Below are 17,142 nucleotides of genomic sequence, written 5' to 3' on the forward strand. Positions count from 1 at the left end.
CCGAACGCCGAAATCCAACGCAGGAAAACGTGATGCGATTTACGATAATAGCGACCAAAGCTGGCCAGCAGCCGCCGCAGAGCAGCTGCGACTTTCTGCCGCCGGGCGGCACTATCGGCCGTGGCGCCGACAACAACCTGGTGCTGCCGGACGATGACCGCACCATTTCCCGTCTGCAGGCCATTGTACATATCACGGCCGACGGCGAATGCCGCATTACCAACCGCGGCAACGTGACGCTGGTGCACCTGAACGATATTCCGCTGGAGCGGGGTCGGCAGGTGGATTTGCAGGATGGCGACATCCTTAGCATTGATGAGTACCGTTTACAGGTCAGCGAACTCAACGTGGCGGCGCAGCCCGTGGCAAGACCCGCGCCGGTTGCCCGACCGGCCGCGCCGCCGCAGGAAAGCGCGCCTGCCGCCATTCCCAGTGAAATCTGGGACAGCCTGGCGCAGGAGTTTTCTATCAGCGACAACCTGTCCAGCCGCAGCAGGCCGGCGCCAGCCGGATCGGATCCTCTGACGGAAAAAGCGCAGGATCGTAACCCGGTCGATCCGCTGGCGCAGTTTGCCGATAAGCCAGCGCCGCAGCTGGATCGTCGGGATCGCACGTCTGACTCTCTGTTCAGCAGCGAGTCGCTGTTCGATCGGCAAAGCATTTTTGACGACAGCACGCCGGGTACGCTGACGCAGCCGCAGCAGGACAAAAAGCAGCAGCTGGATCCGATGGCGCTGTTCGGTAGCGGCAACAGCACACCCGCCGACGGCGACGATCCGCTGGGGCTGATGATGGGCAACGCCGTACCGCTGACGCCGGTGGATGAACCGCAGCAGAAGCGGCCACAGACTGCGTTTGTGCCGCCGGCGCCAAAGGCGCTGGACAGCCAGCCGCAGACGACCAGCAGGCCAACAAGCAATCCGCAGACGGCTAACGATCTCAGCAAGTCACCGCTGTTTGATACAAACCCGCAGGCCGCTGACGATCTCAGCAAGTCGCCGCTGTTTGATACAAACCCGCAGGCCGCTGACGATCTCAGCAAGTCGCCGCTGTTTGATACAAACCCGCAGGCCGCTGACGATCTCAGCAAGTCACCGCTGTTTGATACAAACCCGCAGGCCGCTGACGATCTCAGCAAGTCACCGTTGTTTGATACAAACCCGCAGGCCGCTGACGATCTCAGCAAGTCGCCGCTGTTTGCTGAACTGCCGCAAAGCGATACGGATCGCGGCCAGCCTCCGCATTTTGCTGAAAACCCGGCGAGCGACGCCGATTTCAGCGAGCCCACCGCCGCCGCGCGGCCGCCGCAGCAGGAGTACGGCGGCATCACCCTGCCGACGCCGCAGGCCGTTGCGCGCAGCACTACGCCGCCGCCAAAAGGCCGTCTGCGCATCGATCCGGTCGCCAATACGGCTTCGCAACAGCACAGCGCTTCCGGCGACGGTCAGCGGCTGGACGGCGAGCTGCTGGAGGCGCTGATCGGCGGCATGGGGCTGAACGATCTACAGCCGACGCCGCGCTTTGACCGCGACGCGATGCAGGAGCTGGGCCAGATGCTCAGCATGTTCTCGCAGGGAACGGTGGCGCTGCTCTCCTCCCGCTCGATCCTCAAGCGCGGCGTAAAAGCGGAAATGACGGTGATCCTCGACGAGGCCAACAACCCGTTTAAGCTGCTGCCTTCCGGTAAATCGGTGCTGATGCAGATGTTCGGCAGCCGGATGCCGGGTTTTATGCCGCCTAAGCAGTCGGTGCGCGATGCGCTGGTCGATTTACAGGCGCATCAGCTGGGCATGATCGCCGGGATCCGCGCGATTATCGCTTCGATGCTGCAATCCTTTAACCCGCAGCAGCTGGAAGAAGAAGCGCGCGAAGAGGGCGCCATCTCTCGCCTGTCGCTGCCCAACAGCCGTAAAGCCGCGCTGTGGGAGCACTTCGCCAAACGCTACGGTGAAACGGCGGGCGAAATTGAGGATGACTTCCACACGCTGTTTGGCGAAGCCTTCCTGCACGCCTACGACATGGAAGTGAACCAGTACAAAGATTCTCAAATCAGATCGGAAGAATGATGAATATCACCATTGCCTCTATGTCGCACCAGGGCGCTCGCGAAAGCAACCAGGATCAGACCGGCGAGCGCATCGGCGAACGCTCGGCCTGCTTCGTGGTCTGCGACGGGGTGGCGGGGCTGCCCGGCGGCGACGTCGCGGCGGCGCTGGCGCGCGATACCATTCTCCAGCGCTTTGACGGCGAGCGACACCTGGACGCACAAAGTATTCGCCGCTACGTTAACGACGCCAACCACGCAATTCGCCAGCAGCAGGCGATCGGCGACCATAAGCGCATGGGCACCACCCTGGTGAGCTTGTTTATCGATCGCGATTTCGACCTGGCCTACTGGGCGCACGCGGGCGACAGCCGCCTTTATCTGTTCCGACGCGGCTACCTTTATCACGTCACCACCGATCACAGCCTGGTGCAGCAGATGAAGGACGCCGGTCACCAGACCGAAGGCATCAACGGCAATCTGCTCTATTTTGCGCTCGGCATGGGCGATGAGGAGCGCGACGCCAGCTACAGCGACGTGGTCGAGATCGAAGACGGCGACGCCTTCCTGCTTTGCACCGACGGGTTCTGGCACGGGCTTTCGCAGGAAAACATGCAGGAGTCGCTGCATATGGTGAATACGCCGGACGAATGGCTGACGCTGATGCAGCAGGTTATCCGCAAAAACGAGCGGCAGGCCGCCGCCAGCCAGGACAATTACAGCGCCGTCGCCGTCTGGGTCGGCGATCCGCAGGACACCACGCTGCTGCATTCGCTGGAAGCCGCAGCGCAGTTTTTCCCTCTTCGTGATTAAAATAAGGCTTTAACCCACATGAAATATTGGCTAACGGGTGTCACCCTGCTGATTGCATCCGGTGCCTGGGCACAGGATTACCGCGTCGTCACCGCTAAATCGCTGCAAATGGATGTCTGGCTCGATAACGTTAAAGATCAGAAGCCTGCCAGCTGGTGCAAGCGCGATGTTGCGCTGCGCATCGTGGCCAACGGTGATAAAGATCCGGCGAAGGTAAACGAGCTGCTGCCGCAGGTCGCGGGCCTGATGTCGCACAGCTGCGCGAAAATAGCCACGTTTCAATGGCAGCTGACCGACAGCAACGGCAAAGCGCTGGCGCACGGCAGCGCCGCTAAAGCGCAGGGCTGGCAAAGCAAAATGGAGGCACAAACGCCAGCGGCCACGCCGGTACAGGCGGCAACACCCACCGTGCCGGTTCAGGCCGCACCGACAGAAACCGCGCCAGCCGCCGCGCCGGTTAAGGCAGAAGATCTATCGCCGCCGGCGGATACCACGCCGTGGATCCAGTTCAGTCTGCTGGACGGCTGCCACTTCCGCACCTGGTGGAATAACGCCAGCCAGGCCAGCGCGCTGTTTGTGCCTGCGAAAGGCGGCGTGACCTGCGGCAGCGACGGCTGGCTCAGCGGCGACAGCCAGCTAACGCAGCTGGGCAAAGGCGGCGCCAAAAGCCGTCAGGTCAGCTTCGTGCAGGGTTTCCCGGTTTCCGGGCTGAACGGCAAAGCGATTGGTCGCGATACGCAGATCACCACCGTCAACAACGAGCGTATGGTGCTGAGCGACGAGCGTTCGCCGCAGAGCTGGATGATCGTGCCTTACGCGCCCGCGCTGAACGGCTGGCAGGCTGACGGCACCGTGGTGGTGGCGATAAGCCAGCAGGAAGCCAGCGATGCAAGTATCCTGAAGGCGCGCCTGGACGAAGTCCGTAAGGTCTGGTCGCCCTATCTGGCCGACGGCGCGGTGATCGTCAAGCTGGTGGATGAAATCCATCCGCAGCTGAAAGATCCGGCCGCCGGTGCTTACCGGACGCTTAACTGACCTCTGTGCCCGAGGAAAGCTATGAAATCTCTGACTCAACTGATGTCCGGCGCCACGCTGTTGGAAACCCTGGCGCGCGTCGAAAGCGATATCAAAAGCCGCCCGGCGGATGCCGACCTGCGCGCCGCCTTCGTACAGCTGCTCTGTCTGGCGGGCCACTGGCCGCGCGCCAAAACCCAGCTGAAATCCTGGCTGGCCTTAAAGCCGCAGGCAAAGCCCACGGTTACGCTGCTGGAGCAGGCCATTACGGCAGAAATCCAGCGCGCTGCGGTTTTTGAAGGCCTGGCGATGCCGAGAATGCCCGGCGAGGCGTTCGCCTGGGCGGAAGCGTTACTGAAGGCGCTGCGTAAAGAGCATGCCGAAGAGGCCGATGAGTTACGCGCGGCGGCTTTTGCGGCGGCGCAGGCCAACCCGGCCCGCGTCACCATGCAGGACGAGCAGACGCAGACCGTGGCATGGCTGATCGACGGCGACGGGCGGCTCGGCCCGATCTGTGAGCTGATCGTTAACGGCCATTACACCTGGCTGCCGTTCGCCGCCGTGCGCGAAATGCGTTTTCAGCCGCCAGCGAGCGTCACCGATCTGGTCTGGCGGCACACGGCCGTCACGCTAATCGACGGCAGCGAACAGGTTTGCCAGCTGCCGGTGCGCTATCCGTTTGCCGATACGGCCGAAGACAACCTGCGGCTGGCCGCCGTCACCGAGTGGACGCCGCTGGACGACCAGCAGTTTATCGGCCACGGTCAGAAAACCTGGCTGAGCGAAGAGCAGGATTTTCCGCTGCTGAGCCTGACGCATATTGTCTTTGCAGCGGAAGCCGACGATGAGTGACGGTCGCGATTTGCTGCACGGCGGTTTTCGCCAGCGCGGCAGGGAGACGATGACGGCGCGCGATAAAATGCAGCCGTCGCTGCTGGACAGGCTGACCGACAACGCGCCGGATAAGCCGCAGGAAGCCCCCGGCAGCCGCGTGATTTCGCACGCCACGCTGAAGCGTAACGTTCTGCGTGATTTGCAGTGGCTGTTCAACAGCATCAACAACGAAGCGCAGCAGGATCTTTCGCCGTTTCCGCACGTGCAGCGCTCCGCTTATAACTTTGGCGTTGCGCCGCTGGCCGGACAGCGTATGTCCGATATCGAACTGGCCGACATCCAGCGCAAAATCACCAACTCTATTTTGTACTTTGAGCCGCGCATTCTGCCGGCGGGGCTTCAGGTGCGCTGCATATCAGACACCAGCTCGCTCAGCCTGCACAACATGCTGTCGATTGAAATCAAAGGGCGGCTCTGGTGCGTGCCTTATCCGCTGGAGTTTCTGTTCCGCACCGATCTGGATTTAGAAAACGGCCATTTTGAACTGAAAGACGTAGGGTAATTATGGACAGCAAACTGCTCGATTATTACAACCGTGAACTGGCGTACCTGCGCGAAATGGGGGCGGAGTTCGCCGAACGCTATCCCAAAGTCGCCGGACGGCTGGGCATGAGCGGCATTGACGTGGCCGATCCCTATGTCGAGCGGTTGATGGAGGGCTTCGCCTTTCTGACCTCGCGCGTGCAGCTGAAAATGGACGCCGAGTTCCCGCGCTTTTCGCAGCGGATGCTGGAGATGATCGCGCCCAACTATCTTTCGCCCGTGCCTTCAATGGCGATTGCTGAACTGCATCCCGACGGTAAAAAAGGGGATATCAGCGGCGGTTTCATGGTGCCGCGCGGCACCATGATGGACAGCCAGATGCTGAAAAAAAGCGGCGTCACCTGTAGCTACGCCACGGCGCACGACGTGATGCTGCAACCGCTGCGCATCGCTCACGTGGAACTGGGCGGCGTGCCGGCGGATATCCCGCTTGGCAGCATGGGGCTGAGCCAGCGCGGTGCGGTCAGCGCGCTGCGTATCCGCCTGGAGTGTTTTAGCGAAGTGGCGCTGAGCCATCTGACCCTGAAAGATCTGATGTTTTTTCTCAGCGGCCCGGACATTCAGGCGCAGCAGCTGCTGGAGCTGATGATGCAGCACACGGTCGGCAGCTTTTGCCAGACGGTGGAGCCGCAGCCGCAGCGGGTCGTGCTGGGCGACGACGCGCTGAAGCAGGAGGGCTTTGCGGCTAACCAGGCACTGCTGCCGGAAGATCTGCGCAACTTTGACGGTTACAGGCTGCTTCAGGAATATTTCGCTTTTCCTGCGCGCTTCCAGTTTGTCAGCATCAGCGGCCTGGGCGAGCTGCCTTCACGCTGTGGGCCAGAGGTAAAAGCCTTTGAGATCGTCCTGCTGCTGGACAAAGCCGACGCGGCGCTGGAGCGGACGATCGACAAAAGCCATCTGGCGCTGCACTGTACGCCGGTTATCAACCTGTTCACGAAAACGGCGGAGCGGCAGAAAATCAGCGAAGGCGTGCATGAATACCATCTGGTGGTCGATAACATTCGCCCGCTCGACTACGAGATTTACTCGGTGCAGAAGCTGTACGCCACGGGCGACAGGCAGCAGGGCGAGCAGGTGTTCCGGCCTTTCTGGAGCACCTTCAGCCGTGACGAAGGCGACTACGGCGCTTATTTTTCGCTGCGCCGCGAGCAGCGCACGCTGTCTGAACGCGCGCAGCGTTACGGTACGCGCACCGGCTATATCGGCTCCGAAGTCTTTCTTTCGCTGGTGGATGAGCGCCAGTCGCCGTGGCGCGACGATCTGACCCATCTGACGGCAGAAGTTTTGTGCACCAGTCGCGATCTGCCGCTGATGCTGCTGGCGCAGGATCAGGGCAACTTTATGATGGCGGACTCGGTGCCGGTCAGCCAGCTGACGCTGCGCAAAGGCCCAACGCCGCCGCGTCCGGCGCTGGCGGAAGGCATGGCGACCTGGCGGCTGATCAGCCATTTGCAGCTGAATTATTTAAGCCTGATGGACAGCGACGACGGCCAGGGCGCCACGGCGCTGCGCCAGCTGCTGGGGCTGTATGCCAATCTGGCGGAAGCGCCGGTGGCCCGGCAGATTGAAGGCATTCGCCACTGTCGGCTCAAACCGGTCAGCCGTCGGGTGCCGGAACCCGGCCCGATCGTGTTCGCGCGCGGCATCGGCATTGAGCTGAGCGTCGACGAGCAGGCGTTTTCCGGCGCCAGCCCGTGGCTGCTGGGCAGCGTGCTGGAGCAGGTCTTCGCCAGGCTGGTCGCCATCAACAGCTTTACCGAGTTGACGCTGACCAGCCAGCAGCGCGGCGAGGTCGGCTACTGGCCCGCGCGCATGGGCAAAAGGACGCTGATATGAACGTGCTGCGCATTCGCAAAACGCAGCGGCTGCCGGAGGCGTTCTGGTCGGGCGTGACGCAGGCACCGTGGCGCTACGACCTGTTTCAGCTGCTGCGCAGGCTGGACGCACAGGGCGGCGAGCGCTATCCGCTCGGCCGCGCGCCGCTGCCGCGCCATGAGCCGTTGCGCATCGGTCAGGAGCCGTCGCTGGCCTTCGCGCCCGCCACGCTGTCAAAGGCCGGCCCGCGCGACAACAGCTCGCTGCACGACATCTCAATTTTAAGCTTCGGCCTGTTTGGCCCGAACGGCCCGCTGCCGACGCACCTGACGGAGTACGCCCGCGAGCGCATTATTCATCATCAGGATCGCAGTATGTCGGCCTTTGCCGACCTGTTTCACCATCGGCTGACGCTGCTGTTTTACCGCGCCTGGGCCGACGCGCAGCCAACGGTATCGCTGGATCGGGAAGACAATCAGCGCTTCGATCGTTATCTGGCGAGCCTGATCGGCATGGGCCAGCCGGGCCAGCTGGCAAAAGGCAGCCTGAGCGATCACGCGCGCTTTGCGGTGGCCGGGCATTTAACCCGCCACGCGCGCGACGTCGAAGGCCTGCAAAAGATCCTCAGCCACTATTTTAAGGTGCCGGTCAGGCTGGTGGGAAACGTGCCGCACTGGCTGCCGATCGACAGCCGCGAGCGGGCGAAGCTGGGCGCGGGCCGACATGCGCCGAAGCTGGGCGAATCGATGTTTCTGGGCGTGGCGGTGCGTGACGTGCAGCATAAGTTCCGCATCGAGCTGGGGCCGATGCCGCTGGAAACCTATAACCGCTTTCTGCCGGGCGAGGCCTGGACTCTTGCGCTGCGCGACTGGGTACGGCAATACCTGGGCATTGAATATATCTGGGAGCTGAAGCTGATCCTGGCGGCGGAAGAGGCCAAAGGGATCCGGCCCGGCGACGCAACCCGGCTCGGCTTTAACAGCTGGCTCGGCCATTTAAAAAGCGGCGAGCCGCTGCGCGATCTGACCTTCAGCCCGGAACCGGCGGAGCAGGTCGCTGCCAGATAACGTTTTGTTAAAACCCGCACGACCTTGACAGAGAAAGTCACTTTTTCCGGCCGCCTTGCCGAACCGGGCCGCTCGCTTATCGGGCTTGTTCTTTACGGCTCTCTGTTTTAACCGTCATCTACTTACCGAGAACAACCATGTCAGAAATCAGCCGCGCCGTACTGTTCGGCAAACTGGACACGCTGTTATTTACCTCGCTGGAAAGCGCCACCGCCTTCTGCAAGCTGCGCGGCAATCCCTATGTGGAGCTGGTGCACTGGCTGCATCAGCTGATGCAGCAGCAGGAAGGCGATCTGCAACAGGCGATCCGCTATTTTTCACTGGATGAAGAGGCGCTGACGCGCGATATCGTCGGGGCGCTGGATCGTCTGCCTCGCGGCGCCAGCGCGGTGTCGGATCTGTCCGAACATATCGACAGCGCGGTTGAGCGCGCCTGGGTGTACGGCTCGCTGAAGTTCGGCGTGCAGCAGATCCGTGGCGGCCATCTGCTGATTGGCCTGCTGAAAACGTTCAATCTGGCCAACGTGCTGAAAAGCATTTCGCCGCAGTTTGGCCGTATCAGCGCCGATACGCTGCTGGAGCAGTTTGACAGCGTGTTCGCCAACAGCAAGGAGAGCAGCATCACCGCCGCGCCCGTTCAGGAGGGGGCCGTGCCGCAGCAAAAAAGCACGCTGGCACAGTACGCGCAGGATCTGACGGCGCGCGCGCGCGAAGGCAAGATCGATCCGATCGCCGGACGCGATGAAGAGATCCGCCAGATGGTGGATATCCTGATGCGTCGCCGCCAGAACAACCCGCTGCTGACCGGCGAAGCGGGCGTCGGCAAAACGGCGGTGGTGGAAGGCCTGGCGCTGCGCATGGCGGCAGACGACGTGCCGGAGCCGCTACGCAACGTGCAGCTGTGGCTGCTGGATATCGGTATGTTGCAGGCCGGCGCGGGCATGAAAGGCGAATTTGAGGCGCGGCTTCAGGCGCTGATCAATGAAGTGCAGTCCAGCCCGACGCCGATCATCCTGTTTATCGACGAGATCCACACGCTGATCGGCGCGGGCGGCCAGCAGGGCACGGGCGATGCCGCCAACCTGTTAAAACCCGCGCTGGCTCGCGGCCAGCTGCGCACTATCGGCGCGACCACCTGGGCGGAATACAAAAAATATATTGAGAAAGATCCGGCGCTGACCCGGCGTTTCCAGACCGTGCAGGTGCAGGAGCCGGACGAAGAGAAAGCGCTGCTGATGCTGCGCAGCACCGTCACCACGCTGGAGAAGCACCATCGCGTCCTGCTGCTGGATGAGGCCGTGGCGGCGGCGGTTAAGCTTTCGCATCGCTATATTCCGGCACGCCAGCTGCCCGACAAAGCCGTGGCGCTGCTGGATACCGCCTGCGCCCGCGTCGCCGTCAGCCAGAGCGCGCAGCCGCCGCAGCTGGAAGATTGCCTGCACCGCATCCACGCGCTTTCGATTGAAAAAGAGATAGCGGAGCGCGAGGCGAAAATGGCGATTGGCGATGCGTCCCGGGCGGTAAAAATCAGCGAGCAGCTGGCTGCGCTAGGCCGCCAGCGCGATGAACTGACGGCACGCTGGCAGAGCGAACGCGGGCTGGTGGACGCCATTATCGCGCTGCGCGAGCGGCTGCATAAGGATGATGCGGAAGATGTCACCGCCCTTCAGCAGCAGCTCGCAGAGCAGCAGCAGCAGCTGAAAACGCTACAGGGCGAAGCGCCGCTGTTGTTTGCCGCCGTCGATGCCAACGTGGTCGCCGCTGTAGTTGCCGACTGGACCGGCATCCCGCTGGGCCGCATGATGAAAAACGAAATCGACGCGGTGCTGAAGCTGGCCGACACGCTGAACGAGCGCGTGATTGGTCAGCGCCATGGCCTGGATCTGATCGCCAAACGCGTGCGCACCTCCCGCGCGCGGCTGGACGACCCGAATAAGCCGGTCGGCGTCTTTATGCTTTGCGGCCCGTCCGGCGTCGGCAAAACCGAAACCGCGCTGGCGCTGGCCGAAACGCTCTACGGCGGCGAGCAGAACATTATCACCATCAATATGAGCGAGTTTCAGGAAGCGCACACCGTTTCTACGCTGAAAGGCGCGCCGCCGGGCTATGTCGGTTATGGCGAAGGCGGCGTGCTGACCGAGGCCGTGCGCCGTCGTCCTTACAGCGTGGTGCTGCTGGACGAAATCGAGAAGGCGCATCCCGACGTGCATGAAATTTTCTTCCAGGTCTTTGATAAAGGCTGGATGGAAGATGGCGAAGGGCGTCATATCGACTTCCGCAACACGCTGATTATTCTGACTTCCAACGTCGGCACGCAGCTTATCAGCGCCATGTGCGCCGATCCGGAACTGATGCCGGAACCGGACGCGCTGGCGGGCGCGCTGCGCGGGCCGCTGCTGGAGGTCTTCCCGCCGGCTTTGCTGGGCCGTCTGCTGGTGGTGCCTTATTATCCGCTGAGCGACGACATGCTCGCCAGCATTGTGCGGCTACAGCTAAAGCGCATCCAGCAGCGTCTGGCGCAGAACCACGGCATCGTCTCCGAGGTGGATGACAGCGTGATTGCACGCATCGTTCAGCGCTGCACCGAGGTAGAATCCGGCGGCCGTATGGTCGATGCCATCCTTACCAACACGCTGCTGCCGCAGATGAGCCAGCTGCTGCTGGACGCACACCGGCGTGAAGAGCAGTACCAGCGCCTGCGGGTAACCCTGCACGACGGCGAGTTCCAGTGTCAGTTTGAGGCGTAAGCCGCAATTAAGAGAGTTGTCCAATATGTCAGAACAAGATATTCCGCGAGCCATTCCTGGCGCTCTGCCGGTGGGCTACCGCTTTAACGAGTTTGAAATTAAAGAGGTCATCGGCGGCGGCGGCTTCGGTATCGTCTATCGCGCCAGGGATCATCAGCTTGAACGCACCATCGCCATCAAAGAGTTTATGCCCGCCTCGCTGGCGGTGCGCAGCGACGATCTGACGCTGGTACTGCGCAGCGAGCGCTTCAGCAAAACGTTTCACGCCGGGCTGAACAGCTTTATTCAGGAGGCGCGCCTGCTGGCCCGCTTTAATCATCCGAATTTGCTGCACGTGCTGCGCTTTTGGGTGCAGAACGATACCGCCTATATGGGCACGGCGTTCTATACCGGCACCACGCTGTCGCAGCTGCACAGCCGCCGCCCGGAGATGATTAGCGAAGCCTGGATCCGCTGCCTGCTGCCGCCGCTGTTCGGCGCTATCAATACTATCCACCGCGAAGGCTATCTGCATCGCGATATCTCGCTGGATAATATCCAGATCCAGGAAAACGGCGTGCCGGTGCTGCTGGACTTCGGTTCCGCCCGCAAGGCTATCGGCAACCTTTCTGATGAAACCGAAACCATGCTCAAGCCGGGCTTTGCGCCGATTGAGCAGTACAGCGACGACAACGAGAGCGAGCAGGGCACCTGGACCGATATCTATGCGCTGGGCGCGGTGCTGCATACGCTGATTGTTGGCTCGCCGCCGCCGGTCAGCGTGGTGCGCAGCATCGAGGATAACTATAAGCCGCTGGTGCAGCAGAAGCCCGCCGGCTACTCGCTGCCGCTGCTGCACGCGATTGACCGCGCGCTGGCGCTGCAACCGGAAGATCGGCCGCAGACCATAGACGAGCTGGCGGCGCTGATGGCGCTTTCCGCCAGCGATATCAGTGAAATCGTTGAGGTGAAGGTCAGCGGGCCTGGCACCATGCTGGTGCCGGTAGAAGAAGAGCAGGCTGCGCCAAAAGCCGCCGGGCTGAAGCGCTTTATGGTGCCTGGCCTGATTGCCGCAGGCGTGCTGGTGGGGATTGGCGTGGGCGCGCTGATGGCGGGCGGCGGCAGCGACGATGCGCCGCAGACGGCCGCCACGAATGCGCCAGCGGCAACTTCTGCGTCTGAGGTGACTTCTGCGCCAGCAGTAACGCCAACGGCCTCTCAGCCGCCAGCGGAAACGGCGAAGGCCGCCGAACCTGCGCCACCGCCGGAGCCTGTCGCCCAGGTCTATATCAAACTGCTGCCGGGCGATAAAGTAGCAATGAACGGCAATCCGCAGGCGCTGGTGCCGTCGCCGAACGGCTTCGCTATGCTGCAGCTGCCGCCGGGCGATTACCGCTTCAGCATCAGCAACAGCGGCCAGACCCGCGATCAGCGCATTACCGTCGATCGCGAAGGCGTGTGGCTGCTGAACCCGCAAAGCTGAGGCCGCGCGCGCCGCTCAGTTCCTGTCCATTCCTTATCCGCCCGGCGTCCCGCCGGGCCTGCCAGTCCGGGAAATTACTATGTTTGATCGTATCACCGTCATCCTGCCGGTTGAGGGCCTGCTGTTCTGGAAGCTCAGCGGCCGGGAGAAGCTCGCCGACGCCTTTGAGTTCACCGTGGAGCTGCTGAGCCCCGACGCGCGCCTCGACCGCAAAACGCTGCTGGGCCAGCCGGTTACCGTGTGCATCCCCACGCAGGGCATGGGCACGCGCTACCTGAACGGCAAAATCACCCGCGCCGGGGTCTACAGCCAGGAGCTGAACGGCACGCGCTACGCGGTGTACCGCCTGAGCATGGAGCCGGACCTGTGGCCGATGAAGCGCGACCGCAACCTGCGCATCTTCCAGGGGCAGACGGTGGTGCAGATAATCAAAACGCTGCTGGACGAGTACGGCGTGACGGTGGAGGACAGGCTGACGGCCAGCTACCGGGTGTGGGAGTACTGCGTGCAGTACCAGGAGAGCAGCTTCGACTTTATCAGCCGGCTGATGGAGCTGGAGGGGATTTACTACTTCTTCCGCCACGAGGCGGACAGGCACACGCTGGTGCTGGCGGACAGCGCGCGGCAGCACCAGCCTTTCCCGGGCTACGGGGTTATTCCGTACCACGCGACGCCGTCGGGCGGCAGCACCTCCGCGGAGGGCATCAGCGTGTGGGAGATGGAGGACAGCGTGACGCCGGGCATCTACAGCATCGACGACTACGACTTCCGCAAGCCGAACGCGTGGATGCTGCAGGCGCGGCAGAACCCGGCGTCGCCGGCGCCGGGGCAGATAGACGTGTACGACTGGCCGGGGCACTTCGTGGACCACGACCACGGGGAGCACTACGCGAAAATCCGCCAGGAGGTGTGGCAGGTGGAGCACCAGCAGATAAGCGCGGTGGGCACGGCGCTGGGGCTGGCGCCGGGGAACACCTTCACGCTGCTGAACGCGCCGTTCTTCAGCGACAACGGCGAGTACCTGACGGTGAGCGCGTACTACGACTTCGAGGAGAACCGCTACGCCAGCGGGGGCGAGGGCGGCACGAAGCACAATATCGCCATCGGGGTTATCCCGTCGGCGGTGACGTTCCGTGCGGCGCCGGAAACGCCGTGGCCGCGCACGCACGGGCCGCAGACGGCGAAGGTGGTGGGGCCGAAGGGCGAATCCATCTGGACGGACAAGTACGGGCGCATCAAGGTGAAGTTCCACTGGGACCGTCTGGCGAAGGGGGACGACACCAGCTCGTGCTGGGTGCGCGTGTCGAGCGCCTGGGCGGGCCAGGGGTATGGAAGTATCCAGATACCTCGCGTAGGTGATGAAGTGGTGATCGACTTCATCAACGGCGATCCCGATCGACCAATGGTAACGGGCCGCGTCTATAACGAAGGGAACATGCCACCATGGGGATTACCGGCGGCCGCAACCCAGATGGGATTTTATAGCCGTAGTAAGGATGGACATAAAGATACCGCCAACGCGCTGCGCTTTGAGGACAAAGCCGGTCACGAACAGATTTGGATCCATGCGGAAAAAAACATGGATACGGAAGTCGAGAGCTGTGAAACGCACCACGTGGGCGTCGATCGTCTGAAAGCGATTGGCCGTGACGAAAAAGTCACGATAAAGCGCAATCATCTGACGGAAACGGGTGAAAAACACGTCGTTAATGTCGGCAAGGATGAAACTGTGCTGACCATGGACAAAGAGGGTAATGCGCTGCTTGAGGCCAATACCAGCATTAAATTAAAGGTGAAAGACAACTATATATTGATTTCGCCCGACGCCATTGAAATTCAGGTAAAATCAGGGGATCTTCACGCCGAAAGCGAATTACAGGCGCTGTTTAAAGGCAACGAACTGACCACGGTAGGCGACGGTAAAAATACCGAGATGAAAGCGAATGACACGGTAAGTATTACCGGAACGAACGTGGCTGATATCAAAGGCGCGATGGTTAAAATTAACAGTTAATGGCTGAGGAAAAATAAGTATGGGTATGCCTGCGGCCAGAGCATCCATCGATAAAGCCGCTCACGATGGCCCAATTCAGTGCGGGAGTCCTGACGTTATCATTGGAGGATTTCCTGCTGCCCGTAAAGGTGATTCGTTTTCCTGTACGCAGCACGGCAGCGGCATTATTGTCGGTGGTTCCGGCAGCGTGCTGGTTAACGGCGTATCGCTCGCCCGGCAGGGCGATAAAACCCAGTGTAACGCTGGCGGCGCATCAGCTCCTGCAAAACCTAAACCTGCGGCTCCGCAATACTGGGGCGGCTCGCTGGCTAAAAAGGCCGGTGAAGACGGTAAAATACATGGCGATCATTATGATGGTCGTATATTAAGCATCTGGAATAACGAAGAAGATAAAACGGAAGATGGACACTATGACACGGCTTCAATGGGCGTGGCATTAGAAGATTTAACGCTTGGCAATATGCAGAGCACGGATGTTCTGAAAGGAGAGTTGAGAAATAAAATAGGCGTGGTAAACGTCAATAGCACGGATTACGGATATTCGACTGATTTATCAGGGTTTAATACGGTAGCGACGGCGACTGGCGCGCAGTATGGTGCAACAGGCGCGTTAGGAAATCAGGGAACGCTATATTTAGGTGCTACGGGGGATGTCACATTAGGCACTGCCGAGGCCAAGGCCATCAGCGAATTTTATACGGGTGATAAAGGACGTTATGGTTTTTCTGGTGAGGTGGGCGCCGAGGCTGCAGCAGTAAAAGGAGAGCTGACAGGGAATGTTGATTTATATGGTATTTTGGTAACGGGTGGTAAAGTTGGTGGGAGTGCAGGGGCCGTTGGTGCCTCTGCTGGAGTAACCGGATATTGGGATGAGACAGACTATTCGGTGAATGTTAAAGCTTCAGGTGAATTAGCTTTAACTGTGGGCGTGAAAGTTGACGTGGATTTTAAACTTTCTTTTAAAAAGATAATAAGTTGGGGCTTTAAAGAAGGCGATGAGAAAAATATATCGGAGAAAAATGGCGATGGGGTAATTAGTACTGGTTGTAATACAGTGCTAATAGGTGATTGACTTTTAAATCGGTGGGTTAAGTATGTCTTGGTTAGGTTTTCTTATATTTTTAGCTATTTCTCTATGGTATGTGTGGAATGGAAAAGACAGTTTTTCTAAAAAAGATTGGTTTTTGTTTGCAGCTAAAGTAATTGGTGTATTAATTGGAACTGCTCTGTTTGGCAGGCTAATGTATAACATGATAACTTCATGGCACTTTATGCCCATGTCTGACGCAAAAAAACTCACTGCCTCTTTAGGCGGAGCATGTATCGCGGTACTTGGCAGTAAATTCTTGATAGTAGCACTTTGTTCCATCTTTTCAAATATCATGGGGTTTCATAAGGAATATAATACACAGAACTATGAAAAATTATCATCTTTTTCGAAAAGTGTTTCTCCGTCACTTCTTCTTTTCGTAAAGTGTTTAGTTTCCGCAGCATCTGCATTGATGCTTTATGGGATTTGGTTAGGTAGATAAAAAGGAGGGGGTTATGAGCAATTACATCAGCTACAGTTTTCCGCTTGCCTCTCCTTTTACTAAAGAGGAAATGCAGCAGCGCTACTGGAAGTGTCTTTACACCTCTTCCAGTGAGAAGATGCTGCACTATTGGGTAGCCTTACCGCAAAGCCTGAAACCCGCTGAAATTAATCCGGTGGACTTCCCGGAAGTAGGGCTGGTGAATATTGGTCGTTACATTACATCCGATGATACGCCCTACCTTGAGGTTTGGGCAGCTTATGAGCGATGCGAGTGGGAAATGAACGCATCTGACTGGCTGTTCAAAAAGCTGTCCATTATGGGTGAAAAGATCCTGCACCAGCGTATAATTAATAATCCCAACGGTAGCGGCAAGTTTGCAGATGTATTAACAGTCAAAGTTCATGCCTCTGGTGATGAAGTCATCTCGCGCTATACCATACAAAAAGATTACAATCCTGCGGAAGGCGGCGGGAATTACTTCCTTTTGAAAGCTTCCTGCGCTTCACGCGATTATGCTGCGCTGGCTGATGATATCTTTTTTGTCGTGGTTAACTGGGATCTCTTAAATCGTAGCAATCTGGCGCTGGCTGAATTATTAACTACCGTTAATCTGGGTGCAGGGAGTTCGTTTAAAGTACCGTTATCCTGGAAAGCTAAAGTTATTTCAGAAAACAGAATGCTCATAGAGCATACTATCGAAAATGTTAATTATGGTGCGATAAATTTATACTTTTATCCTGACACTGTGGTTCACTCGGCAGAAGAAATCTTTGATAAATGTGCCGAGCGTTTTCATCAGCAGGATAATGGAATAACACTGGTAGCAAACGAGCTGGAGCCCATCCAAAATGATTTTAACAGCAGTCTGAATATTGATTTATTTACGTGCACGGGCGAGATCACCAGCAGAGATGACCATATGCGCGCTTTTTATCAGGCATACGTTTTCAATAAAAATAACGTATGGGCATATATAGAATTAGTTGGCAGGCATCGTAACGTAAAAGACTATCATTTTGAAGAAAATAAGCGATGCCTGGAAATTATTTTTTCTACCATGCAGATCTCGGCTCATTAAGTTGATGTCTGTCTTTTAGACACCAATACGATAACCCTGCACTTAAAAACACACTCCGTCTGACCCTACTAAATCTTATCCGCCCGGCGTCCCGCCGGGCCTGCCAGTCCGGG

At 59.2% G+C, this 17,142-nt stretch carries 13 protein-coding genes; all 13 read left to right on the plus strand.

Annotated features, from left to right (window positions below; translation table 11 throughout):
- Nucleotides 1-32 precede the first annotated feature (32 nt).
- Nucleotides 33-2,066, plus strand: a complete 2,034-nt coding sequence (gene tagH / locus AB6T85_RS08105) for a type VI secretion system-associated FHA domain protein TagH (protein ID WP_369895230.1) — start codon at nucleotides 33-35, stop codon at nucleotides 2,064-2,066.
- Entirely contained in the window at nucleotides 2,066-2,857 is a 792-nt protein-coding gene (locus AB6T85_RS08110) for a PP2C family protein-serine/threonine phosphatase (RefSeq protein ID WP_301730212.1), read from the plus strand. Before tagH ends, AB6T85_RS08110 begins: the two co-directional genes overlap by 1 nt.
- 18 nt (nucleotides 2,858-2,875) lie before the next feature.
- On the plus strand, nucleotides 2,876-3,892 hold the full coding sequence (locus AB6T85_RS08115; RefSeq protein ID WP_253455490.1) for a hypothetical protein: 1,017 nt from the start codon (nucleotides 2,876-2,878) through the stop codon (nucleotides 3,890-3,892).
- A 21-nt stretch (nucleotides 3,893-3,913) separates the two neighbouring features.
- The gene (locus tag AB6T85_RS08120; RefSeq protein ID WP_301253417.1) at nucleotides 3,914-4,723 is read left to right on the plus strand and encodes a type VI secretion system accessory protein TagJ; all 810 of its coding nucleotides are present in this window, start codon (nucleotides 3,914-3,916) and stop codon (nucleotides 4,721-4,723) included.
- On the plus strand, nucleotides 4,716-5,267 hold the full coding sequence (gene tssE, locus AB6T85_RS08125; protein WP_125290453.1) for a type VI secretion system baseplate subunit TssE: 552 nt from the start codon (nucleotides 4,716-4,718) through the stop codon (nucleotides 5,265-5,267). The genes AB6T85_RS08120 and tssE overlap by 8 nt, the downstream gene beginning before the upstream one ends.
- 2 nt (nucleotides 5,268-5,269) lie before the next feature.
- A complete protein-coding gene (gene tssF, locus AB6T85_RS08130) occupies nucleotides 5,270-7,147 on the plus strand; it encodes a type VI secretion system baseplate subunit TssF (protein WP_369895231.1) in 1,878 nt (625 codons plus the stop codon).
- Nucleotides 7,144-8,193 (plus strand): type VI secretion system baseplate subunit TssG, encoded by a 1,050-nt coding sequence (gene tssG / locus AB6T85_RS08135; RefSeq protein ID WP_301253415.1) that lies wholly within the window; start codon nucleotides 7,144-7,146, stop codon nucleotides 8,191-8,193. Before tssF ends, tssG begins: the two co-directional genes overlap by 4 nt.
- Before the next feature lie 137 nt (nucleotides 8,194-8,330).
- Entirely contained in the window at nucleotides 8,331-10,940 is a 2,610-nt protein-coding gene (tssH, locus tag AB6T85_RS08140) for a type VI secretion system ATPase TssH (RefSeq protein ID WP_369895233.1), read from the plus strand.
- 25 nt (nucleotides 10,941-10,965) lie between these two features.
- Entirely contained in the window at nucleotides 10,966-12,402 is a 1,437-nt protein-coding gene (locus tag AB6T85_RS08145; RefSeq protein ID WP_369895234.1) for a serine/threonine protein kinase, read from the plus strand.
- 79 nt (nucleotides 12,403-12,481) lie between these two features.
- The gene (locus tag AB6T85_RS08150; RefSeq protein WP_369895235.1) at nucleotides 12,482-14,416 is read left to right on the plus strand and encodes a type VI secretion system Vgr family protein; all 1,935 of its coding nucleotides are present in this window, start codon (nucleotides 12,482-12,484) and stop codon (nucleotides 14,414-14,416) included.
- A 19-nt stretch (nucleotides 14,417-14,435) separates the two neighbouring features.
- Nucleotides 14,436-15,488, plus strand: a complete 1,053-nt coding sequence (locus AB6T85_RS08155; protein ID WP_301253563.1) for a PAAR domain-containing protein — start codon at nucleotides 14,436-14,438, stop codon at nucleotides 15,486-15,488.
- Nucleotides 15,489-15,510: 22 nt separating this feature from the next.
- Nucleotides 15,511-15,948, plus strand: a complete 438-nt coding sequence (locus tag AB6T85_RS08160; protein ID WP_301253562.1) for a hypothetical protein — start codon at nucleotides 15,511-15,513, stop codon at nucleotides 15,946-15,948.
- A gap of 13 nt (nucleotides 15,949-15,961) precedes the next feature.
- Nucleotides 15,962-17,029: a hypothetical protein gene (locus tag AB6T85_RS08165; RefSeq protein ID WP_369895236.1), complete on the plus strand. Its 1,068-nt coding sequence runs from the start codon at nucleotides 15,962-15,964 to the stop codon at nucleotides 17,027-17,029.
- Nucleotides 17,030-17,142 lie beyond the last annotated feature (113 nt).

It is taken from the genome of Erwinia aeris (genome assembly GCF_041224955.1).
GTDB lineage: Bacteria > Pseudomonadota > Gammaproteobacteria > Enterobacterales > Enterobacteriaceae > Erwinia > Erwinia aeris.